Below are 24,905 nucleotides of genomic sequence, written 5' to 3' on the forward strand. Positions count from 1 at the left end.
AACAGCCATGCGGCAATGGTGCATGTGCAGCGGGGCATTTCGTCTGCACAAGCCAGACTGGTGACAACGAAACGGAGCAGAAACGCCAGCTCCACAGAAGAAAAGTCTTTACATTTTTCATGTACAGAGTTTTCTTTAAAATAGAAAACAGACTTATAACGGATGTTAAAGAAACAGACAATCAAGCCTTCGGGATTTAACTTTGATTTACAATTAACGCCGTCTGACACCCCCAGACCAATGGTTTTAATGCCCTTAATCAGGCTTTTTAGAGGCACAAGTCTATGACTTACGAGGCAAAAACCTATTGTTTTTCACCCGTAAGTGGCCGAGTTATATTTTTTAACATTCACGTCCAGGGGTCCCCATCGGCATAAATCACGCTATATCAACTACTTAACAAAATCACGAAATTTCAGCGTTTTTCCGTCCGAAAGCCGTGTCTGCGCTGACGGAGGCCATTCTGAGAGCGTCAAAATCAAAAAGTTTTCTGTCTGCCAAGTTCTCAACAGGCAATAAAATAGAGGCGAGTAAATCCCGCTAAAATTCATCTCGATTTACTGTTTTAAAACTAGATTTAAAAAGTAGATATTTAGGCTTAATTTGTTCTCTTGAGAGGCCGAATTTATTCTAACCATTTCATTTCTAAAACACAAGGGAAAAAGTAATATAAATTGCTGACGCCAATCTAATGTTTTACATAAGTTGTTATAGAATGTCGATTAAGATGGCAGAATATAGAACTGATGTATTATTTATCAAATTATTTATCAGATTTTTTGGGAAAAATTGTGAGAATAAGGAAAATATAGTATTTTTGCATCAACATACTTACCCCGCTTCCCACTAGAACAGCGCGCTCAGGGTAAGTTTTTTTATTAAAGATATGTCGAAGCAAATATATAACCAACCACAGATTTCGGTAAGTGAGCAGATTCAGCTATTAAAATCAGAAGGTCTGTCTTTCAAAGACGAAAAGCGTGCATTTCATTTGTTGCAGAATATCAGTATGTTTAGGATGAAAAGCTATCTCAAACCATTCAGACAGCACGAAAGTCATCAGTTTAAAATCGGCTCTACTTTTGAGGAAGCATACAATATTTACAAGTTCGATTCTGAACTTAGGAAGATGGTTTGCTCGGAACTGGAGAAGATAGAGGTGTCTGTTCGGACGCAGTTGTCATTGATTATGAGTGATGCAGCCGGTATATATTGGTTTGAGGATTCTGCGAATTTCCGTGATGCGAACCGTCATTCTTCTTTACTGAAAAGTTTGGATGAAGAACTTCACCGCAGTGATGATGATGCCATTGTTGCCTTTCAACAGAACTATTCTAACAAATTTCCTCCGAGTTGGATGACCTTTGAAGTCAGCTCCTTTGGTACACTCTCCATGATGTACAGATGGCTCAATGCCGGTCTGTCGAGACGTCAGGTGGCAAAGTTCTACGGTCTGTCAGATACTGTAATGGAATCATGGCTGCACTCCATCGTCTATGTTCGCAATATCTGTGCACATCATAGCCGTTTATGGAATCGCAGACTTAGCATCAATGCCATAGTGCCAAGACGCACCAATCTAACTTTTATTCCAATCCCGAGTGATACCAAGAAAGTATATTACGTGCTTTCAATCATACTGTACTTCTTACAAACAGTAAATCCCAATACTACTTTTCCTGCCCGTTTTAAGGCATTGCTTAATAAATATCCTTCTATTGATGTATCTGCAATGGGCTTTCCAACTAATTGGGAATTAAATTCCTTATGGACTGATATAACAACATGTAGGATATAATAACTCATCAAAAGAGCTTCTGTGAGAAGAAACTCAAAGATTCCCTACGGATACTACGCTGCCTGCGACTGATGCCGAATGCCAACATGCCATGGGCACGACCGCAGCCATAAGCCGGAATGACATGAGGCAGACGGAGCCGTGGGGCCGCTGCAGAACAGGCAAACAGAACCGGCACGACAAGACTGAAAAACAATAGCCACAGAATTTACGCCGCTCACCAATAATCTGACACACAGACATTTTCATCACTTAATTCTTGCACAGATGTTTTTTTGTTATTATCTTTGCAAGACAAGTTTATACGAGCTATATACGGCAGTCTGGCGCCATTGGACACGGATGCCTGCATCACGGCGCCGGCTGACTATCACCTTACATTTTGTTAATCTCTAAACAACTTACAGAATCAAAAAAATTAACACCATATAAAGATGAAATCCCTGTTGCGCCTTATATTGCTGATAACGTTATTACCCGCTGTCGCCGCGGCCCAGCCTGACATGATAGTGGAGCACTACACCAAGGAGAGCGGACTGCCAAGCAACACGGTGTACTGCGCGCAGAAAGACGGCGACGGCTTTGTGTGGTTCGGCACATGGCACGGCCTGTGCTCGTTCGACGGCACTACGTTCACGCCCTTCATAACACGCACCAACCACAGGTCGGACATGCCGCCGCGCAAGGTGCGCAACATCATAGGCGACAAGAACGGATATCTGTGGATACGCAACACGGACAACCATCTGTATATGTTCAACAAGTATGACGAAACCTACCACGACATATACAACGAACTGAAAAAGCAGTCGCGCAACGTGCAGGTGATAAAGATACAGGCCATGGACAACGGCCACATAATGCTGCTGACGCGCAACAAGGACGTGTTTGAGGCATACGTCAACGAGGAGAAGAAGATTGAGGTGAGAAAGATATTCGACTCGCGGCGCCACATCGACCCTGCCACAATGAAACTGAAGACCAACATCCTGGGCGAAAACAGCCGCTATGTCTACTGGATAAGCAGGAGTCTGGTGCTCAACATCGTTACGAAGAAAAACAGCGCCCCGCTGCTGGGCAGGATAAAGGACAGAGACATAACTTGCTTCAAGAAAAAGAAGCAGTATCTGTGCATCGGTACTGCACGCGGCATCCTGTATATCATCAACACCGCCAACGGTCACACCGACCAATATGCCTTCAGGGGGATGCAGTCGGCCGTGTCGAGCATAAACATCATCGACGGCAAGGTGTACTTCACCACGAAAGACGGGCTCTACTCCTTTGCCAGAGGCTCGGCACCGAGGCTCATAACATCGCAGGCATCGGGCATCACGCAGTCGTTCACCGACAAATATAACAAGCTGTGGCTGTGCTCCGGCAGGGGCCTGCTTATATGCCACGACCCCAAGACAGCCACGTCGCAGACGTTCACCATGCCCACAGACAGCCTGTTTGCCGAGATGAAGTTCAGAGACACAGGCGCCAACGGCCTGTTCATACTGATGCGCAACGGCGAGGTGTGGCGCTACAACCATCAGACAAGGATGGTGCAGAACATCAACCGGCAGAAAGACTTCAGCAACTACACGTCGGAGCCTCACTTCTTTGACATCGACATCGACGCAAACGGCATCCTATGGCTGTCGTCCACCAGCAGCGGTGTCTACAAGGTGTGCTTCCCGCGATACAACTTCAGGTTTATGTTCCCGCAGATGCTCATAACCGACAACGACAGCGACAACAACGGCATACGTGCCGTATATCAGGCACGCAACGGCGACCTCTGGATAGGCACGCGCAAGGGCGAGCTGTTCTGCATGGACCTGAAGACCAGGAACATAAAGCGAAAGTTCGGCAGCAACGAGATAGGCCCAGTCTACCACATAATGGAAGACAAGAAGGGCAACTACTGGTTCTCTACAAAGGGCGCCGGACTGATAAAGGCCACGCCCGACGCCATGGCGCCGCAGGGACTGCGCATAACACGGTATACCAACAAGCGGGGCGACCGCAACTCGCTGAGCAGCAACCGCGTGTATTACACCTATCAGGACAGCCGCGGGCGCATATGGGTGTGCACCTTCTACGGCGGACTGAACCTCATAGAGGAACGCGGCGGCAGAATAATATTCAGAAACAAGCGCAACGGATTCAGGCAGTATCCGCGCTACGAGCTATACACAGACGTGCGCTCCATAACAGAAGACCGCAACGGACGCATGTGGGTGGGCACAACAGACGGACTGATGTCGTTCGACGGAAAGTTCAGCAAGCCGTCTGACATAAAGTTTGAGACCTACCGCGAAAGCCACAAGTCGGGAATAACCGACAACGACATCTTCACGATGTATAAAGACCACAAGGGATATATCTGGATGGGCATATTCGGCAGCGGCCTCAACAAGATAGAATATTACGACGAGAAGAACCGCCAGCCCGTGCTGAAGACATACATGATAAACGAGAAGCAGGGCGGCGACGTAATATCGTCTATCGTCGAGGACAAGAGCCACTGCCTGTGGATATGCACCGAGAACGGACTGGCAAGCATGAAGCAGGGCTCGTCTTACCTGAAGAGCTACGACAGGTTTGCGGGCTTCCCCGAGGTGAACATCGAGGACAACACATCGATATGCCTGCACAACGGCACCATTCTGATAGGCAGCCGCCAGGGCCTGCTGTCGTTCGACCCTGAGGCAGTAAGAAACGACAACGACGCCCGATACCCCACCTTCATAACCAACTTCAAGGTGGTTAACCGCGAGCTGTGGGACTTCAACCCGCCGATATTCGAAGGCTCGCTGAAGTATGCTGACAAGATTGTGCTCGACCACGACCAGTCGACATTCACCATTGAGTTCTCGGCACCATACTACGCCGACAACAGCCTTATACCCTACACCTACATACTCGACGGATACGAAGACGAATGGCACAACAGCGGCACCAACCGCATAGCGTCGTATGCCAACGTGCCGCCGGGCCACTATAAGTTCAGGGTTAAGGTCAACGACAACAACTCGCCCGAACGCGTCATCGAGATAATCATCAGTCCGCCGTGGTGGGCCACATGGTGGGCTTACACCATATACACCCTGCTGGCGCTGCTGGCTCTCTACGGTGCGCTGCGCCTCGTGATGTACATGATAAAGATGCGCAACGAGGTGTATATCAACGACCGTCTGGCCGAACTGAAGATACGCTTCTTCACCAACGTCAGCCATGAGCTGCGCACGCCGCTGTCGCTCATAAAGGGGCCGATAGAGGAACTGAAGAACACCGAGAAGCTGAGCCCTACGGGCAAGGAGTATATAAGCCTCATCGACCGCAACGCGCGCAAGATGCTGCAGCTGGTAAACCAGATACTCGACTTCCGCAAGATTCAGAACGGCAAGATGAAGATGCACGTGTCGTATGTCGACCTCAACAGCATGATAGAGCAGCTCATGCAGGAGTTCAGGATGCATGCCGAAGAGCGCGACATAGCCTTCGTGTTCGACAAGGCTGAAGAACACGTTACGGCATGGTGCGACGCCGAAAAGATAGCCATAGTGCTCAACAACCTGCTGAGCAACGCCTTCAAGTACACCGGCGAGGGAGGCAAGATATGCATAGCGCTCGAACACGACTACGACAGGCACATGTGCACGATAAGGGTTGAAGACGACGGAGTGGGCATACCAAAGTCGCAGCTCGAGGTGATATTCGAGCGCTTCTCGCAGGCAAGCAACAAGACGTCTGACGACAACGCCTACGCCGGCACGGGCATCGGCCTTTCGCTGTCGAGAGAGTATGTCAACATGCACCACGGACGCATATGGGCCGAAAACATCGACGGAGGCAAGGGTGTGGTGTTCTCTGTAGAACTGCCTACAGGCCGCGAACACTTCGACGAGAAAGACATCGAGGTCTACTTCGACGACAACACTGCTGGCAGCAAGACAGCTGACGAGGCCGAAGCAGAACAGGACACGCAGGAGCAGAAAGCGGAAGAGCCGCAGGACGACCTGCCTACGATAATGCTCATAGAGGACAACATCGACATGTGCCGCATGCTGCAGCTGCAGCTGCGAAGCAACAAATACAACGTGTTTACGGCGCACGACGGCGAGGAAGGACTGAAGAAGATTTATCAGCACCACCCCGACATAATAATAACCGACCTCATGATGCCGGGCATGGACGGCATGGAGCTGCTGCGCAACGTAAGACAAGACTTCAACATCAGTCACATACCCGTCATCGTGCTCACGGCAAAGAACACCGAGGAAGACAAGCTGACATCCATAAAGAGCGGAGCCAACGCCTTTATAACAAAGCCCTTCAGCAGCAGTCACCTCATGGCCAGAATAAACCAGCTGCTCGAGGAGCAGCGCATCTTCCAGCGCAAGATGGTGGTGCAGACCACCGTGGAGAGCACGGCCGAGGCAGCCAACGACTCTTACGAACAGCACCTCGTGAAGAAGGACATCGAGTTTGTACACAAGATTCATGAGATTATTGAGGAGAACCTCAACTCTAACGACTTCAACATCGACACCATAGCCGGCACGATAGGTCTTAGCCGCTCTGCCTTCTTCAAGAAGCTGAAGAGCCTGACGGGCTTTGCCCCGGTAGACCTTGTAAAGGAGATAAGGCTGACCAAGGCTGCACGCCTCATAGAGACAACCGACGACAGCATAACAGAGATAGCCTACTCTGTGGGCTTCCGCGACGCCGGCTACTTCGGCAAGTGCTTCCGCAAGAAATATGACATGACGCCAAAGGAATACAGAGCCGAAAAGCGTCAGGCGCAGCAGCAATAGCATAGCCGGAACTACGGCACGAAATAAAGCTATGGCACGAAATAAGACTTAAAAGCAAGCTAAGGAATTGCACTAAACAGCACTCTGCATCAGCCTGCCTTCCGTCCCATTCGTTTGTATCAACCGGAATGGACGGAAGGCACGTTGATTATATATAAACAGACAGCACGACAAAACTAGCTTTCTTTCCAATATTGCAATAACATCGCTACGACAGCAAATCCTCTATGATAAAAGTACATTTTTTTGCTTTAAAAGAATAAAATTACAGTTTTTTTTCATATATTTGGAGTGCCGTACAACGGAACGGACAACGATGACGATGTGGACGGCGAAGTGTTCATTGAAGAGCGGAATAACATCTGGAATACGACTTACCTCTTCAACGCGAAGGAGAAACCTCGTTTACGTCAACACCGGACACACAAAGAAAGACGGAACAACAGACGAGAAAGCCCATGAGCGCAAGCTGAAATGGGACGAGGAGAACCATCTGCTGGCCTCTGACGACGACGGATTCGTGACCAACTACTGGTATGACGCTGACGGCGAGCGCACAGTGAAGACCAGCGGAGAGAGCGAACAGGTATATGTGAACTCAGAGTTTGCCGGCGGACGCACCAACACGGCCAGGTTCTCACTCTACGTGAGTCCTTATCTCGTGGCCAACCAGGGCGGACGCTACACTAAGCACATCTATATAGGCTCACAGCGCATCGTATCAAAACTCGGTGATTTCGCATCCTACGGCGCAGATCCGAGGCGCATAGAGTACGCCGGCAGCGAGGCTGACGCGGTAAATGTGGACTATGATGTTAAATATAGTCAACAACTGCAGGCAATCAAAGAAAATTATGCTACATTTGGGGTGCCGTACAACGGAATGGAATTAGGATCCAAACTTTAACCACTTAGATAATTATATATGAAAATAAATATTATACTAATAATGTTTCTTTCCATTTTTTTTGATGCTTGTAGTCAAAACGTCAATATAAAAAGTGAAAAAAGAAACAAATTTGATGCTTGTAGCCAAAACGTCAATATAAAAAGTGAAAAAAGAAACAAAAATTCTTTTACAAATAATCTTGATAAAAAATATTTTGAATTAAGTTCTTTTGAAAAGTATCAAACATTCAATGAATTAAAGATGGAAGGAATGGGAAAAGTTGCATTAAATCCGTTTGTGTATGTACGCAAAAAAAATGACACAATATATGTTATTGCATCTAATGACACAACAACTATAAAAAAATATTTTTTATGTAATCACAAATGGTGCAGTTATGAAGAATATATAATCCGCAAATCCAAATTTCCGCAGAATCCGAAACGAAGCGTTCGATTTTCAGGGAAAAGGACAAAACGAAGCGTTCAAAAAAGGAAAGCGCGCAACACTCAAAAAGCCGAAACAAAAGTTTTGTAATGACCTCTGTTTCGGCTTTATAATTTCATAAAAAATGGCTTTATAACGGCATTAAAATAAGGCTCAAAAGTTTGGCCTTCTACTTGAAAAATTGTATCTTTGTTCAGTGCTAAGCAGCTGTTTTATGAACTAATTTTTCCTGTTTCTTATACAGCATCATGTCTGTATATTCGGCAGAATAATTCATGTGGGCATTGAATTCCTTTTTTGTACAACCCTCAAAAGGATTGCCAATGGTTTTGTTTGCTCCAATCCATTCACACAGTTCAAGTATGGAGGATTTATTGGATGTGAAATAAACGAAGGAATGCTTTTCGAGTATCTTTAAAACATCCAAATAATCAGACAAGCGCCAATACATATTGTACGTACCAACATCAGTGGAAAGATAAGGCGGATCAATTAAAAAGACGACTCCGGGAACATCCTTATATTGGTTGAATACTGCTTTGTAGTCGCATGATACAATTTCAAGCCCTTTTAAGTAGTCAGAAGACTCCGGATAACCGGTCTTGCGAATGTTGTTATAAAGGACTTCCTTGCGCATTTCGGCTACAGACAATTTATACTTCATGGAGAACATAAGTGAGGATGATAAGGTTATAAAATCCACGTACCCAACATTTAGTTCTTCTTCCTCGATACGTTTAAAAATGCGTTCTCTAAGTTCCCCTTTAATTGGTTTATGTTTGGGTATCGAATTACCCACCAGCTCCCTAATATCGGCAAGCAGTTTATTTGTCTGTGGGATATTTTTCAGTCTGAACCGGTAGTTGTCGAAGTCATTGTAGACAACAGTAGCATCGGGCTTGCTTCTTTTGGCTATATGCGAAAGAAGTCCGGAACCGCCAAACAAGTCCACAAACACGGTATCTTCAGGGAACTGTTCCAAAACTTTAATAAACTCTTTAGCAAACATTCTTTTTTGGCCTACAAATGGCAGTGGTGCAGATAAATTCATATTCTTCATACGTTCAAGTCAAATTTAATGTTTTCAACTCCGGATAACAGTTCCAGAGTCCGGTCAATGTTATTTTCATATATATGCACATTTCCAAGGTCAAGGGTTATGGACTTCAGGGGAAGCTCCACCTGCCTTGCCATCAGATAAAGATGATAAATATCAGCCGGAAGCCCAAGGTTCGCATCAGAACTACGCTGATATGCAGATAGCACCAATTCTCCCTCATCAATTTGGAACTGCACAAGACTCAGGCAGGGTGCCTGGTTGCTTTCCACCCCGGTTTCTCCAAGAAACAGGACATAATTCTTGCTGTTGCGCTTTTCCCGGTTAATCCTGGTTATGAGGGGTGGAAGCTTTTCAAAGTAAGTTGGATAGCTGTTTACAAGGGTATGGCCGCAATAATCCCACCAGGTAATCCCTGCCTCTTTGTATTTTTCCACATCCCGGACTCCTTGCATAAACAGTTTCAATTCCTCTTTCAGCTTTTTCCTGGCTATCCCGTGGCTTTCAAATATGTCAAGTAAATCAGCGGGGGTTAGCATGAGCCTTTCGTTTAATAGATACTTGATACGCCCTTTCCTATTGGTCTGGATTTTGCCCGTTTGGAGTATCTTGTCTAATGTCTGGTAATACTTATTCATGAGCTTTATTTTTGGTTGTACAAAGGTAGCTCTACCGGACAACACAAGGCATCCCCGGCACATCAATCACACTGCACCGAGCGTGCAGTGCTTTCCAAACCGTTTGATAACATCATACACCTTACGTTCGCTTACCGAATATTTATTTGCCAAAAACGCCACTGCATAAGTGGTCTTTTCACCTTGTTTTTTCATGACCTCATACTCCGTATATAAGTCTATGAATCGAAGGTCATCCTGCTTGCCGCCCAAACTTATAAGCATTTCAAGCGGTTCTCTGTTAAATTTAAGTGCTTCAAACAATGTCATATCCAATCATTTTTGTACTTTTGCAATGCCAATCATTTATTTAATGCGTAAAAACGCCACGAGAGTGCGGCAGAGGGCATTGCCCCCGGTCGCGCACTCTCGTGGCGTTTTGTGTTAATAAATGATTGGCGTCTATATTAACAGGCCGGGGGCTTTTTTTATCCCTCCCCCGAAGGGATTGTCAATCACTCAATCCGATATAATTCCAAATTGAACTTGTCCTTTTTTTCCCAGCCTTCAGCCAGAACTGTCTGAATGAATCCTACTGCTTTTGTATAGAAATCTTTCAGTTCTTCTAACTGAGTAAAAGTATGGTATTCCGGTTGTTCATCCGAACCAAACTTAAACGTCACTGGCAGGGTTTCTCCGCCCGTCTGAACGGCCAAATCGTATGCTGCCTTATAGTTGTACTGGTTCTCCACAGAAAGCCATACATGGGCACCATTATAGGCGAATCCGGATAGGATAGCCGCATCAGTCTGGCTGTTATACCAGGACATAACCAATGTGTGGATTTCCTCATCAGTAGGCTTATGCCCGAACTCCTCTTCCATGTAGGAGGCAGAGCCGTTCTCTTTTTCCTGCACATCCCATCGGATGCGCCATTTGTCTTTAACCGGGTTCGTGCATTCCATCAGCGAAACCCCGGAACTTCCTTCAACTCTTCTCATGTAAACACGTATTTGGTTCTACCTTTGCCGAATGTCTCTGTCTTGATGGTCGTTTCAAACGGGAAACCATCCGGCATTTCCTTTACTTGTGCGAGAATATTCTTCATTTCCTCGCTGTTGGTGAAGAACTTCTTTGCCTCGCCGTTCACTTCGATGGCCACAATACAGCGGTCTTCTCCCTGCTCGGTTTTGATACCGGTCTCAAAGTCCTTCACTACAATGGGTAAGTTTACCAGTTCCCGGATGCTTACCACCACTCCGGGGAATCGCTTTTTACCGTCTTCCGGCTTGTAAGCGACATTCAAGTCTTTAAAACTTCTCATTTCTTTGCCTGTTAATTTTTTAAACAACTTATTACAGTCGGCGTGCTTCGTCATGCCGTAGAAACTGGCAATCAGTTCCCGCCGTCTTTTTCTCGATTTTACCTCGTGCATTTTCCGGGCAAACTTCTGTTTGATGCGTTTCCGCAATCTTACATAGTCGGGACGGATAACATAGCCAAGGAAATCAATGCCTTCTTCCACAGGGAACACCCGTTCATTCGGCTTTATTTCCAAGTCTATTTTTCCCATTTGCCCGTGAACAGCATCACGAATCTTCCACAATTCCGCTTTCGTTTTACCGAGTACCAGTCCGTCATCGCAATAGCGATAGTAATAACGAACCCCGTACTTATCCTTCAGATAGTGGTCTAAAAATACAGACAGAAGCAGATTTCCTGCCCCTTGTGAACTGCGCAGTCCGAAACTGATACCTTCCGGCAGCAGCTTAACAAACCGCTCCAACAAGACCAACAGCCTTTTGTCCTTGAACACCCTCCGGAAGCACCACATAACAAAGTCCTGCCGCGCATTGTCATAAAACCTCCGGATGTCAAATTTGTATGCGTAAAGCGTGCCTTCCGGATTTTTTTGCAAATCGGTACGTATGCAGTTCATCAGGTCATGAGTACCGCGCCTTTTGATGCTTGCACCGGTTGTCCGGATATAACGTTTTTGCAGGTGGCGGTCCACCACATTCATGATGGCAAACACAGCGATGCGGTCTTTCATGGACAGGATCTGCAAAATACGTTTTTTACCGTATTCTTCAATTTCCCTCTCATGGTAGCCGCCCAGCCGGAATGAGCCGTCCGCAATGGAAGCCGTCAGTTCGGTGATAATCTTCTCCCTATGGGCAAGCAGGAATCGTCCCTGCCTTGACCTCTTACGATCGGTTCCGCGAAGTACCGAATCGAATGCCTCCGACATATTGGAGTATTCGATGATTTCCTCGATAATATATCCTTCCCTGCGCATAAGCTATTGGTTAATAAACATGGAAGATGAGGGCCTTCCTTTCCCCGGGTCTGACTTCTTCGAACTGATAACAGCCTACCAAACTCCACCCGACGCGTGATTTTTCAGCTTTCCACCTTTTCTGGTGCTGTTGCTGTGGCTTGCTCCCCTCGGCACCGCTTCGGGGACACGTCCCCGCTGCTGTACGCCGATTTGTTAGATTTCCAGACGCGAGCCGACATTCGCATTCGTATTCGAAGCATCGTTATTCGCATTCGCATTCGACACACCGCCATTCGCATTCGCATTGTTGTACCCGCGATAGACCACACGGACTATTGGGGAACTCTACCGCTTGCAAAGTTACTGATTTAACAGGCAAAACAGATAAACGAATTACACTATCATCCAAAATAAAACGGATATACTGCCACCCGCGACGGTGAGCCCCCAATCAATCCAGTCCCAAGGACTTCCCCGAAGAGTATCTTTCAGTTCCAGACAGGAAGCTGCAATGGCCGCAGCATAAAAGGCCGTCCAAGGAGTAAATCCCAATAGACCTACCATCAAACCACCGATAAGATGCTTGTAACGGTTACTCATTTTTAAAAATGCGATAATCTTTTTCATATACCTCAAAATTCTATTTTTTCGACCGGCTTCGCCGGTATTTGAATACCTTTTAAATGGAATTCGGAAACCATCCGAATCCCGTTCTTTCGTTTTAGTCGCTTCGCTCCACGCTTTGGCGCTTTGCGCTTACGCCACCTCGCGTATCGCCTTGTACGCTGCCACGCTTTGCGCCCGGACGATTTTGCCGCGGAAGGCCAGACGCGAGCCGACATACGCATCCGTATTCGAAGCATCGTTATTCGCATTCGCATGCGACACACCGCCACTCGCATTCGCATAGTTGTACCCGCGATAGACCACACGGACTGTAGCGGTGCTTATCCAGTACATGTCGGTATAGTAGGTGGAAGATGATCCGTTCAAATTACCTACCGGAACCATGTCCATATACTTGCCGTGCGCCACGCCTGTAATCCACTGACCGCTGTCCTTCTTGCCCTGTACCATACGGATACTGCCGTCAGGCATCCAGATGCGCCATTTGCCCTGGTTGCCGCTGTCATTCGGCAGATCCACGCCGTCCATCATGTCATACTTGTTGCCGTAGATGTCCTCGTAGCCCAGGCAGCAGATATTGTTCACCTGCACCACGGTCGCCTGTCCGTATTCGTCCCGGCTCTTATACCAGGCATACTGATGCACCAAGCCGTCAATCAGCGAATTCGTGATTTTGTTGTTGATGACATACGCTTCGTCATAGCCGATGGTGTCTGTCATTCCATGGTCGGCCGTTCCACCCGTTGTCCGGTTATTGTTATGCTGACCGGCACCGCATTGTTCCTGTATGTCCCTACGCCCGTACTTTGCATAGCTCAGGTTCGCGATGCGGCTGTGCATCAGGGCATCTATCTGCTGCATGCCACGCTGCTGGCTGTAATAGTGGAAGTCCGTCCATGTCATGCTTGCCGTGGTCGAAGCTCCGGTTATGCAGGCACGCAACTTGCTGCCCACTACAGAACTGCCCACAACGGCACACAGATGTTCCTCATTGGCCACCCAATCCGGTTCCATGTCCTCTATCTTGTCGCTGTTGCTCAGCACCACGCAGTCAAACTCTGCCGTGTTCAGAATGGAGAAATGCAGGGCTGTAGCACGTTCCGGAACGTCTGCTATCAGATACATGCCGGCTTCAAATTTCAAGCCGATGGTCGGCACCACAATACTCTTCAGGATGTTTCCCTCCGCATCAGCAAACACACTGCCGATAAGCCCTGTTCCTGGAACGCTCGGGAAGCGGACACGTCTGTAACCCGACACGTCCACTTTGCACACGGAATAAGCCTTGTCCGTCGTATAGGATTCCATCAGCGTGGGCTTGCCGCTCATGATCTTGCGTTCACCCAGCCAGCCGCCCTGTGTCTCCTTGATGGCATCCAGTGTCAGTACCGTCGCGTCCGGAATCGGGGGCATTTCGTCCTCCGGATAACTGCTGTAGCAGGCGTACTTCTTGTTGTTCAAATAATCGTTGATGCCTTTGCTCCAGTAAAACGGCTCATACATCATCCAGTCTCCCTCGCTGCCGTCCAGCTTCGCCACCGTGCAATCGTTCATATCCTCCGCATCGGCATAGAAGTTCGAGCTTTCGTCATGCAGGGGGAAATAGGTCATCTCCCCGTCCGGGTTGTTCACTTCCACCTGCTGCCCGGCTATCTCCACCTTCCGGCTCGTGGGCATCCTGGTCACCTTGGCCAATACGCGGTGGCGCTTGGACAGGATGGCATTCACATGCCCGCTCATTTTGTACGTATTGCCGAATTTGTACCCCGTCTTGTTGTCCAGGTTCGAAACATTGGCATCGTCGGCCACACTGTCGTCAAACTCAATCATCGTATAGGGCGGCTGCTTGATGGTCAGTTCCGGATAACGGGCGGCATACTTCTCCAGTTCCTCATCAGCCAGATACTTCGTCAGGGTCAGCTTGCCCCTCAGTCCCGAATGCCGGTCATCCACGGCACCCGTCTGCGTATACGTTCCGTAGTCGTAATACTTCTTCAGCAGGGTTCCGTCGTCTTCCCGGTCTATCTCCAGCACGAAGCGTTCCAGCTTGCCGCTGCCGTTCAGTCTGGCCTGGTGAAGGCGTTCCAGCATAGCGAACCCGTCGATGCCGGGGCAGTTGGTGTAGCGGTAGCCCCGCACATTATTGATGCCTTCCAGTATCAGGCCACTGTCGGACAGCTTGGTCAGATATTCCAGGAACAGTTCCTCAATCGTGTCCGGCAGGCATAACTGCACAACGGGCGCACCGGTGGCCAGTTTCACACGGGTCAGCCCCGTACCCCTCACGTCCAGTTTCTTCAGGCGGCCCTGCCAGCTCAAGTCCAAAGTGGCCACATTGCCGTTGTCCCCGTTCCGGGCCAGCCGGTTGTTCCGCATGTTCACTTCTTCCAGAAGCAGCATGCCGTTCGTCGAAGCCATGAACGAGCCATTCCGGTAACCGCTGGCTTTCTCCACGCTCATGTCGAGTTTTACCAGTGAGGTCAGCAGACCGAAGTTGAAGCCGATTGCGAACGCATCCTCATGCCAAACCAGTTCCTTGACTTTCGCCGCACCGATGATCTTCAACGGGTCATTTTCACCGAAGGCACGGGTCAGCTGCAACGAGTGGAGCACGTCCGCATCCACCACGCCGCTGTCGGCCTGCACGCCGTTGCTGGTGGAAAGCTGCACACGGTACGGAATGGTCAGACGGTACTGCATCGGTTTCAGCGTGTAGGCCTTGTCCAGCGATGCCGTACTCTGGTAGAACTGGGCACCCAGCGTGGATACATAGCCGTACTCCACCTGCTTCAGGTCATACCGGCGTTGGATGAAGTAGTTTCGGTGTGCTTTCAACGAACCCTTCAGACCGTAGATTTGCGGATAGGTCTGTTTGGCTCCGTCCGCACCCACCGGCATTTCGTTCAGGAACGGATAGATGTATTTGAAGATGCCGGACTTGTTATAGAGGCGCGAGCACCACTTCTTCATCTGTTCGGTATCGAAATGGTCAATGGCTTTCTGGATACTGAAAGCACTCATGAAGCTTGCGCCCCCGTTCCATCCGCTCACCATAATCTCCACAATCATGTCCCAGCAATTGGCCACGATGAGGTTCCACAGCCACGAGTTATGACCCTGCATCACATAAGCCCCGTCGCGCTTCGTCTGGCGGTTGTCGTCATACTTCCCGGTCAGGAACGACTTGTTGTCAGAACCGAGCTGGCAGTCGCCGTCATAATAGTCAATCAACCATTTCACACCGTCCCATGTGCGGATAAGCATGTTCTTCGCAAGCTGGTCCACGCCGAGGTTGAACTGCACGTACAGATAGTAGGCAATCAGGTGGGGAAGGTCGAAATACTTCGATGCCTCTTTCCTGAACGTATCGCTCTGCCACTTGGCGGTAGGGAACTTGTCGCCGTCGTCCTCATAGTCCACCCCCTCGAACGAATGGGATTCCGTGCTGTAAACCATGTTCCTGCCCGCAGGCGTTTCCTTTACGCACCGGTAGACGAAACTCATCATGCGGTCGGTGGCCTTGTACATCTTGTCGTACTTGTCACCGGTACCGAGGTGGTCTTTCAGGTTCGGTTCTTCCTCCGCGTCACCGCCTCCGTCCGACCAGAAGGTATCTTTCGGATGATTAAATTCCAGTCCTCCGTCAAAGTTGTAGTCCATGAAATCCTTATGCTCCGGTTCGGTACTCGGCAACCAGTGGAACAGGCACAGCGGATTGGAGTTGTTCAGCGTCTCGAAGCAGACGGGCAGGTACTGCTTGTGTCCTTCCTCGTCGGCTTCCAGGTAGTTCAGCGTGTCGCCCTCGCCCCATTTCTCGCCGCCGATGGTCTCATCCTGCCCGAAGATGGGGTAGCTGTCGCTCTTCTCGTTGTTCATGTTGTACTGGCCGTAATAGGTCAGGTCTTCGTCGGCACTCTTCGCTACGAACAGGTCGCACGGCAGGCCGTCGATGGCCGAACGGTAATCGTCCTTCAGCCCATGGTCTTTGGCGTAACGCTGGGCAGGCGTAAGCAGCCCCATCTCTTTCAGTCCGTCATTGATAAGCTTCGCACCTCCGGTATTGGTGGTCATGGACGAGTCCGAGAAGTCGCATTTGGAACATGCCAGCTTCGCGCCTACCGAGTTCCTGCGTAACTTGAAGAGATTTTTTTTGCCGGTAGTTACCACCGGATTCTTCTGCCTGCCGTTTCCGTCAATCTCCCCGTAGCTCAATGTAACCGTCCAGCCGCTTGCCGTCTTCTGGAAGTAGAAACGGAAGTTCTTTCTGGCATAGTTCACGGAAGAAGTACCCTGAATACGGACATATACGTTGGTAAGGATAAAGTCAAGCGTCCTGTCCTCTCCGTTATAGAAACGGACCTCCCTTACCAGTTTGTTGGCCTTCTTGTCGTTCAGCTGGGCCAGTGCATCCACCACGTTCAGCGTGTCGCTGTCGCTCGGAACCTCACTGCCCACGCTGCCCGTGCCTATCAGTACCAGGATCGAGTTCCGGCGCTTCTTCATCAGCCCCATCAGCTTCTCCATGCTCACCGTATCTCCTTCATTCAGCACGCGGTTGTCCTCATCCAGTGAGCGCACGCCCGGTTCCCCGTCGGCATCCTCCAGGTGGTTGCGGTCCACGATGTAGTTGTTCAGCACCTCGTCCGAGGTCAGCGCCTTGTTATAGATACGCACGCTCTTCACGTTCAGGTCGGCACCCGCCGACTTAAATTCCAACTGGCTCTGAATGTCAAAATTCACCTTGTCGAGCCACTTGGAAGCAGCCGACTCTTCACCGTTCACATAGAAACCGATCAGCGTGCGCTGTTCGTTGGTCTGCACGTTCGGATAGAACACGTAGGTAATGCGGATATTCGTACCCGGCTGGAACTTGGTACCCACCGAGTCTTCATAGCGCAGCATCTGTCCGGCATCCATCGCCTCGGTCACCACACCGGTCAGGAACTTGGCCTCTTCCGGAGTCACAATCAGCCCGTACCGGTTGCCGTTGTCCAGCTGCCCCAGGCAGGTGATCAGCTCGGCATCCGTATCCGTCACGTTGGCCGTGCTGTATTCTATCTCCAGCGTCATGCCCACGTCACGGATGGCAAATCCCTCGGGCTTGTCCGCCTCGTTGAAGGGGCGGTAACCGCCGTCAGCGGTCAGGGTCATACCTGCACCACCGGCCAGCAGCAGGCGGTCCTTGTGCCAGCCGCTACCGGCACCATATTCGTTCACGCTCCACAGCACGTCCCGGAACTCCATACGCTTGTCACCGCTCACCCAGCTTGCCGGGTTGTTTTCCGTGTTGCTTCGCCCGAAGGCGTCAAACGTACACACGGCATCCGGTGCCAGCGTGGCTTCAATGTCCGGGTGCGATGTGGTGTTCACCTGCACCTCAAGCACGGCATCGCCGCATGACACACGGTAGTCCAACGGTTCCACGTTCACGTTCGTCCGTCCGTAGCTGCCGGTCTCACCGCGTTGCAGCAGGTCTTCCTTCACCACGCTGCCCCGGTCGGTCACTTTCACACGGGCCGTGTACGCATCGCGGTCATAGCCGGCATACGTGAAGTTCCATGCCGTGAACTGCTCTGCCTCCAGCACCGGGTGTTTCCAGTCACGCTGGAACCCCGCTGCCCGGTGGCTGAACATCAGGCCGGCATACGCTGTCACACCTCCGCCTGCCTTCAGCAGCGTAATGTAATGCACCCGGCTCACCACACCGGAGTTCTCATGCTGCGCGTAGGCTTCCACCACGTTCGTACCCTCCTGCATCTGTGTCAGGGGGATGGTCACGTTCTTCTGCTGCACACCGCTGCCGGCCGAAAGACCGAGGGTAAAGGCCTGTCCGCCGTTCACGCGGTAGTAGATGTTCTTCTCACCGCTCGTGCCCTTGGCAGTAAAGGGGATGTTCACGTCATTTTTATATCCCCCGTCGGCCAGCCCGTTGCCCGCCGAGTAGGTGGTCTCCAGCTCCATGGCCACCATGGTCACCTTGGCCGTGGCCGTCTTCATCAGCGTGCCGTCCTGGTAAGTTGCCTGCGCTTCCACCTGTACGGTATAGGCAGTGGCATCCTTCAGATAGGGCGAAGCGTCAAAGGTATAGCTCTGTCCGGCTGTAACGCCCACAAACTCCGCATCCCGGAACTCACTGATGACGGTCGAACCGCGTTTCACGATTACACGGGCTTTCAGGTCGCTGTAGCCGTCCACCGTACCGCCACCGGCAGTGCCCACACCTACGGAGTATTTCACCACAAAGCCGCTGCCCAGTGCCAGATACTGCGAGGCGGGAAGTCCCGCACCGCCGCTGTCCGTCAGGTCGATGTTCACCACCACCTTGTCATCGTCCGTGTACTTGGAAAAGCGCACTTCCTTCGAGCTCTCGCCGCCCTGGTTGTCCTTCTGCTTGACGGTCATCACGTACTGGGTGCCGTCCTCGCTGTCCTGCACATCCACGTCCGTCACCGTACCCACCATCGCATCGAACACCGTTCCGGATGTAGGAGGTTTCGTCTCGCCGCTCACCAGTTCCTCGGTAGGGGTACGGTTTGACAGTTCCTTCTTCAGGAACGCTTCGATGTCATCGCCTGCATAGGCATGATAGGTGCCGTCCGGCTGTTTCTGATTCCATGGTGTTTCAAGATTCATCGGATGCTCGGTCGCGTTGATGATTCCGCTTATTTTCCTTTTTGCCATAATACTGTCCTTTTATAATAATCATTCATTTATCAGTTTTACTGCTACCGTTCCATGCGTCCGATCCGTTCCACGGCTCGTCGCCTTTCCAGTATCCAAGTCCGAAACAGCTGCTTATCGCAGACCACACCAGTCTTGCCCCGGCATAGACTGCCGACAGGGCACGTTTCCCCACATACGCAGCCGTTATTTCCTTACCGCCTATGGTTATCATCGTCAATCCTCCTCATAAATCAGATACAGCGTATTCGCATCCTTGTCCTGCAGCGCCTCGTAAGCTTCCCCGCTCATCACCTCATGCCGGTAGGCCAGCAGTCTCAGGCTGCCGCCTGTTCCGGTATATACGGCATCACCCAGCAGGTAGAGCTTGTCCGGCAGGATGGCTGTCCGGTCCGCATTCATGAATATGCCGGCAGGAGGCACACCCGCCACATCCCAGTCCCCGTACAGGGTGGAGTCCATGTGGTAGGCGAACTTCCCGGCATCCGCTACATACACTACGCTGCCGCCCGGTTTGGTACTCTTGTCAGGTAAAACGTTGCCTGTTTCCATCCATGAGGAAAAGCGTGCGGTAGCCCCGCCGATGGCTGCTGCCGTAGTCTGTTCCACCTTGGCAGCGGCGTTTTCTGCCTTGGCTGCCGCTTCGTTGGCCTTGGTGGCCGCTTCCGTGGCGGCCTGGGTCTTTTCCTCCAGTCCGGCTACGGCTCCTTCCGCTTTCTTGGCGGCAGCCAAGGCACGGGCGGCGGCATCGCTCGCAGGCTTCCCTATCAGTTCCAGGGGGACGTTCACCATCTTGCCGTCCTTCTCCCCGGGCAGTGATTTCACACCGCTCAGCGAGGTGACGGTCTCCAAGTCCTCCACGCCGGTAGAACTCTGGAGTACACGGTCCAGCACTTCCTGAACCAGTTCTTCTTGTGTCATTTCTGCCATACTCATTCGTTTTTATCGGTTTCTGACCCGCCCAGGATTTCGTTCAGGGCATCTATCACATTGGGAAGACAATAGCGTTCCACCGCCATGTGTATCATCCCGGTTTCCTCATCGCTGAACTCGGTCTCGCCGGTACTCTCGAAAATCTTGAACGCAAGCCGATGGGCCTTGATGCCACTGACACGCGTATACAGCAAATCGGCTATCTGCTCACGTGCATCGAAAACCTCCCTCGTCTGACGGGTTATTCCGGTGGGAACGCTGAAATTCCTGAAATCTAACTTTTTCATATATATCTGTTTTTTAGGATGAATGATTCAATATCTGGTAACGGAATCCGTCCGCTTTTGTAATAAGTACCGTTACGGAGTCCCCGGATGCCATCTCGTAGTTTTGCAAATCTTCATTGTGGTTATAGATACCTTTTAGTATGATATTCTTTGAACCGGGTCTGACCCTGAACGTGACAATGGCTGCAAAATCGGTAGGCAAGTAACTCATGCCGAACTTGTATGCCACAGAACTTTCCGACGGCAGCGTAACCTCTACCTTACTGTAGTTGGGTTCATTGTAATACATCAAAATGATATTGTGTTGTGAGAAATCCACCGTGTAGTTTCCACTTCCGAAGGTAAGCAGCTTGGCTTTCGTATTGATAAACGCCGGGGCAAGTAATGCCGCATTGCTGCTGATACCGTAGTTCTTCGTACCGCCGGTAACATCTATAAACAATCCATAGTTCGCTTGGTCGAAGCCGTAATTCCCGTATATATTGGGGGCTGAGTTCACGATACGACCGACAGCGGTAAAAGCTCCTCCTGCAGAAGACGGTATCACATCATCACCGAACATCACATATCCTTTGCTGCCGCCGACACGGAAAAAATCATCATAAATGGCAAGACCGCCACCGCTCCCGTGAGAGTCGGCCACAGAACCGATACGGCCGTTCCCTATCTCAAAGCCGCCGATTTTCCCTTTGCTGCTGTCTATCTCTCCGGTAAACTTACCGTTGGTCGTTTCAATGCTGCCGTCTTCCAGTATCTTGAAGTTGCCGTTGGCCGTTACCAGTCCCTCCAGCTGTATATGGTCGGCTGTCAGCTTGATTTTGCTCACGGTATTTCCGTACTCGTCCTCTTCCTCCACGCTCACCCCGATAAGGGCAATCTTTCCTGTATTGTCCTGCGCATACAGACCGGAACCTTCAGGCTTTATGACAAGCCCGGTCTCTTTCAGCGCATTACCGTCCTTGTCGAAGACCGCCGCTGAAATCTTTACCAGCCGGTCGCTCTGTTCGAACAGTGTACGGTACTTATAGGCCAGTGCGTCCGCCTTGTTGGTGCTGAACACCAGCAGCGAAATGTAAATCACGCCCGTAAACGACAGCTTGAAGTCGCCAGTGCCGTTCCAAAGTCCGTCCAACGTGAACATCTTCTCACCGCCAACGGGCAGGTCCTCTTCATGGCCGAACATGTTGAAGTTCTCAAACCCGGTCTTATCAGCGTTCACAAATTCTATTTTCAACCTTCCGGCCTTGATAACCCGGTAGCTGAACGACAGATACACCACGCCGGGCACCCGTTCGCCCTGGCTGTTCGTCTGCCGGTACTCCGGTACCAGCCGGAAGTCCTCCAGTTTCTGCATGATATAGCTGTTCCGGATATAGGCATAAGGCACCTTGCCTTCGGTCCGTATCTCGGCATGGCCGTCCGGCTTCGTACCGTAAGGACCGCCGTTCGCCCAGATCCAGCGTCCGCCCAGGGTGAACAGCGTAGCCTTGCTGCCCGTCTTCCATTTGTCCATGCCGTCGGCAAAACTGCTGTTGTCCAGATAACTCTGTTCTTCGCGTATTTCCTTGCGCAAGCTTTCCACGGCTGAATGGATTTTCCCCTCGGTTATCTCAAACCGCGTCAGGATGTCCTCGCCCGTCATCAACACGAACGTACCCTTCAGCCACACGTTGTCGGCATACAGGCCGTTTCCTTTCGGCTGTTTGTCTGCCGGGAAAGCGCTGCTCCTGATGCCGTCCAGCTTACCCAGCCGGCAACGAAGGCAGCCGTTGAAGTTCTTGGCCTTCACACCGTCCAGAATGTCGATACGGGGCTGCCCGTCCTCCGTGGCCGCAATGGATATAAGGTTCTGCCGGAGCGGGTTTTCGGTGTTGCCCATCAGCACGCACTCATCGCCTGCCTCCGGCTTCACCCCGCCAAACTCGCTTACCGGGACCAGCACACCGCCGGCTATCACCGAAGCCACCTCCACCCAGTATGCTTTTAGTTTCTTACCACCCGTAACCGCACAGCGCATCAGGTCATGGGCCACAAAGCCCGATTCCTGCTCAAACACGATGCGGTAGTTGTCGCCCTGCTTCACCACGTCCTTGATCTTGCCGTTGGCAGCGGACACCACCAGCTGGCCGCACACGCTGCGCACCTTCTCGATCAGCAGTTCCAGCGCCACCAGGCTTTGCCGGGCAGTCACTTTGTCCACCGTCAGGTTTGTCAGTCCGGTCAGCTGGTCAATCCACAGCTGCCAGCCCTCACCGGTCAGCCCGTCCACAAACTCCGTGCTGCGCAGCAGTTCGCGGATCACGGCAGTCAAGTATTCGGCATTGCCCTCACCATCCACGATGCCGCAGGGCTTGCCGCCAGCAGCCTCGCCAAAGCTCACACCCTTCAGGAAGCGGATGGACTCTTTGGCTGTGTCCGGCTGGTTCTTGCTCAGGAACTCTTTCTGGCTGCACCGGGCGGAAAACAGGTTGTTGTCCGTGGGCAGCGTCTTGTCCCAGCTTCGTATGATGTCCGGAAGGGCAGCGCCTTCCGTCTTTGATTTCGTATAGCTTTTCAGCGCACCGATGCTGTCCGTCACCTTGTCGAACTTGCCCACCTGCAGCGCATCGCTTATCTCGATGTCCATCTGCCCGGGTTCGTTCACCTTGCGGCTGATCTTGGTGATACGGCTCTGACGGTAGCCTTTTTCCGGGAAATACTTCCGGCTCTCCAGCTTCACCCGTCTGCCCACAAACAGGTCTATGCCGTGCTCCTCGATGTATACCGGGTCTGTCGGGGCTTTGTAGGCGGCAATGTCCAGCCAGTGGTCCCGGTTGTACTCGTCCACCGCAACCGCAAACTCCTCTTCGGCCAGCCGGTAATACTCATCCGGCATCCGGATATTCCACAGGATATAGGTGTCGCCTGCTCGGGGCACCAGCTTGCCGCCCGGCAGCTGGGTGTCGTCATCGTAGGGCCAGATGGTGATCAGTTCGAATTCACGTGCCGCGCTGTCGTAGTTCACCTCAAAATAGTGGTCGTCACTCTCCCCGAGTCCGGCCAGGTCGCCTGTCTGGAACGACACACGTTTTGTCTCACCCGCCAGCTCGTACAGGTTGGGGTCAAAGTCCAGTTCCCCGTCCCGGAAATAATAGACGGTGAATTTGTTTCCTTCATCGTCTGCCACCTCCTCGCTGCGAACCGAGCTCACCGTACCGACCCGACGGGGGAAGATGCCGCTGAAAGCATCCTGCTCGTAATGGTCATAGATGCCATATTCCTCCACGCCCTGCTCGATGTACTTCCTGCCGCCGGGAAGCATCAGACGCGGGCTGCCGTATTTCTCCGCATCGATGTTGCGGGTCGAGCCTACCGGGAACAGGCGCGTATAGAATTTGGCCGTGTTGCTCGTATCTCTTTCCAGGGAGGTCAGCCCCTTGCCATAGCCAAGTGTGATTTCTTCCCCGTGTTCGCAGCGGCACACGTTCACAGTCTGCCCCTCAACCCACCATTCCACCTTGCCGCCTGCCTTTTCCGCGATGGCTTTCAGCGCTTCGTCGCAGTACATCCCCTCGTAGTCTATCGTGATCAGCTCCGTACCTTCCACCGTACCCGTCTTCCAGTCAGTAATGTGGCCCATGCCGTTATTGATAGCCTTCACCACCATCGCCACATGCTCGCGGGGCGTGGCCGTCAGGGTAAACAGGGGGTTGGTGTCCCCGTCCGTCGTCTCCAGCACCAGGAACCGCTTGATCAGGCTCTCGATACCGTACAGCTTCAGGTTATACTCCCATTCACCATCGCTCACCTGCTTCGGCGTGTAGCGTTCTGTCAGCCAGTACCGTTCGCCCAGATAGTCCGTGTAGTCGTTCACGTCCAGGGGCAGGAAGGCATAATAGCTGAACGACAGGGAAAGCACATTGTCTCCCTGCACTTCCTTGCTTTGCGTCGAGCTGTCGTTCACGGCCACATCCGCACGCTTGGTTCCGGCTTTATCATATATCGTTAGAAGCATATTCTAATAGCGTTTGAATGGTTATATAATCGGTTTCGGTTCCCGGAACTTTACCCGGAACTTTCCGGCATGCACACCTTCCGTCCACAGATAGGTCAGCGGGGTGAACTTCGTACAGTCGGCATACTTCACCCGCAGCTGCAGATCCAGCTGGGGGAAACGGATCTCCAGCCAGCCGTCCTTCCCTTGCTTCAGGAAATTCACAAAGGCAAAGTACTGCTTCATCCAGCCTGCCTGGGTCTTGTTGTAAAGCGCAAAATGCAGCGTCACGTCACGCGCTTCATTCCGTGGGGTCAGCACGGGGCTGTATTTTTCCCCGTGCTCTTCCCGTATGTCCACAGCCGTATCCTTCTTGGCCTTGCTCGGGGTCAGGATGGCCGTCAGGTTCTCCATGCCCCCGCGCCGGTCTTCCACCAGGAACACGCCGTATTCCGTCCAGATGTCCGTGCCGTTCACCAGCACCAGTCCGCTCAGTATATTGCCCAT

At 51.2% G+C, this 24,905-nt stretch carries 15 protein-coding genes and 1 pseudogene; 4 read left to right on the top strand and 12 right to left on the bottom strand.

What is annotated here, in order from left to right:
• Nucleotides 1–886: 886 nt before the first annotated feature.
• From ACU52_RS04150 to ACU52_RS04165, 4 genes and pseudogenes are all read left to right on the top strand, one after another.
• The gene (locus tag ACU52_RS04150) at nt 887–1,798 is read left to right on the top strand and encodes an Abi family protein (RefSeq protein ID WP_053397883.1); all 912 of its coding nucleotides are present in this window, start codon (nt 887–889) and stop codon (nt 1,796–1,798) included.
• Nucleotides 1,799–2,232: 434 nt separating this feature from the next.
• The gene (locus ACU52_RS04155; protein ID WP_053397884.1) at nt 2,233–6,606 is read left to right on the top strand and encodes a two-component regulator propeller domain-containing protein; all 4,374 of its coding nucleotides are present in this window, start codon (nt 2,233–2,235) and stop codon (nt 6,604–6,606) included.
• Between the two features lie 397 nt (nt 6,607–7,003).
• Nucleotides 7,004–7,495 (top strand): annotated as a pseudogene (locus ACU52_RS04160) (hypothetical protein); the annotation flags it as partial.
• A 36-nt stretch (nt 7,496–7,531) separates the two neighbouring features.
• Nucleotides 7,532–8,032 (top strand): hypothetical protein, encoded by a 501-nt coding sequence (locus ACU52_RS04165; RefSeq protein ID WP_053397886.1) that lies wholly within the window; start codon nt 7,532–7,534, stop codon nt 8,030–8,032.
• 109 nt (nt 8,033–8,141) lie between these two features.
• Here ACU52_RS04165 and ACU52_RS04170 read toward each other — a convergent pair whose 3' ends face one another.
• The 12 genes from ACU52_RS04170 to ACU52_RS04225 form a co-directional block, all read right to left on the bottom strand.
• Nucleotides 8,142–9,002, bottom strand: coding sequence for a DNA adenine methylase (locus ACU52_RS04170; protein WP_007562461.1), 861 nt, complete (start codon nt 9,000–9,002; stop codon nt 8,142–8,144).
• Nucleotides 8,999–9,637, bottom strand: a complete 639-nt coding sequence (locus ACU52_RS04175; RefSeq protein ID WP_007562465.1) for a thymidylate synthase — start codon at nt 9,635–9,637, stop codon at nt 8,999–9,001. Before ACU52_RS04175 ends, ACU52_RS04170 begins: the two co-directional genes overlap by 4 nt.
• Nucleotides 9,638–9,703: 66 nt before the next feature.
• Complete coding sequence (locus tag ACU52_RS04180; protein ID WP_007562467.1) at nt 9,704–9,946, bottom strand: hypothetical protein; 243 nt, start codon at nt 9,944–9,946, stop codon at nt 9,704–9,706.
• A 185-nt stretch (nt 9,947–10,131) separates the two neighbouring features.
• Nucleotides 10,132–10,617: a DUF4376 domain-containing protein gene (locus tag ACU52_RS04185; protein ID WP_007562469.1), complete on the bottom strand. Its 486-nt coding sequence runs from the start codon at nt 10,615–10,617 to the stop codon at nt 10,132–10,134.
• On the bottom strand, nt 10,614–11,915 hold the full coding sequence (locus ACU52_RS04190; protein WP_007562471.1) for a reverse transcriptase domain-containing protein: 1,302 nt from the start codon (nt 11,913–11,915) through the stop codon (nt 10,614–10,616). Before ACU52_RS04190 ends, ACU52_RS04185 begins: the two co-directional genes overlap by 4 nt.
• 375 nt (nt 11,916–12,290) lie before the next feature.
• A complete protein-coding gene (locus ACU52_RS04195; RefSeq protein WP_007562474.1) occupies nt 12,291–12,524 on the bottom strand; it encodes a hypothetical protein in 234 nt (77 codons plus the stop codon).
• A 129-nt stretch (nt 12,525–12,653) separates the two neighbouring features.
• Nucleotides 12,654–19,205 (bottom strand): hypothetical protein, encoded by a 6,552-nt coding sequence (locus tag ACU52_RS04200; RefSeq protein WP_053397887.1) that lies wholly within the window; start codon nt 19,203–19,205, stop codon nt 12,654–12,656.
• Between the two features lie 25 nt (nt 19,206–19,230).
• A complete protein-coding gene (locus ACU52_RS04205; RefSeq protein WP_007562482.1) occupies nt 19,231–19,419 on the bottom strand; it encodes a hypothetical protein in 189 nt (62 codons plus the stop codon).
• A 2-nt stretch (nt 19,420–19,421) separates the two neighbouring features.
• Nucleotides 19,422–20,141 (bottom strand): hypothetical protein, encoded by a 720-nt coding sequence (locus tag ACU52_RS04210; protein WP_053397888.1) that lies wholly within the window; start codon nt 20,139–20,141, stop codon nt 19,422–19,424.
• Complete coding sequence (locus ACU52_RS04215; protein WP_005798244.1) at nt 20,138–20,425, bottom strand: hypothetical protein; 288 nt, start codon at nt 20,423–20,425, stop codon at nt 20,138–20,140. Before ACU52_RS04215 ends, ACU52_RS04210 begins: the two co-directional genes overlap by 4 nt.
• A gap of 13 nt (nt 20,426–20,438) precedes the next feature.
• On the bottom strand, nt 20,439–24,419 hold the full coding sequence (locus ACU52_RS04220) for a hypothetical protein (protein WP_053397889.1): 3,981 nt from the start codon (nt 24,417–24,419) through the stop codon (nt 20,439–20,441).
• Between the two features lie 21 nt (nt 24,420–24,440).
• Nucleotides 24,441–24,905, bottom strand: a complete 465-nt coding sequence (locus tag ACU52_RS04225) for a hypothetical protein (RefSeq protein WP_005798248.1) — start codon at nt 24,903–24,905, stop codon at nt 24,441–24,443.

The sequence above is a fragment of the Xylanibacter rarus genome (assembly GCF_001275135.1).
GTDB classification, from domain to species: Bacteria; Bacteroidota; Bacteroidia; order Bacteroidales; family Bacteroidaceae; genus Prevotella; species Prevotella rara.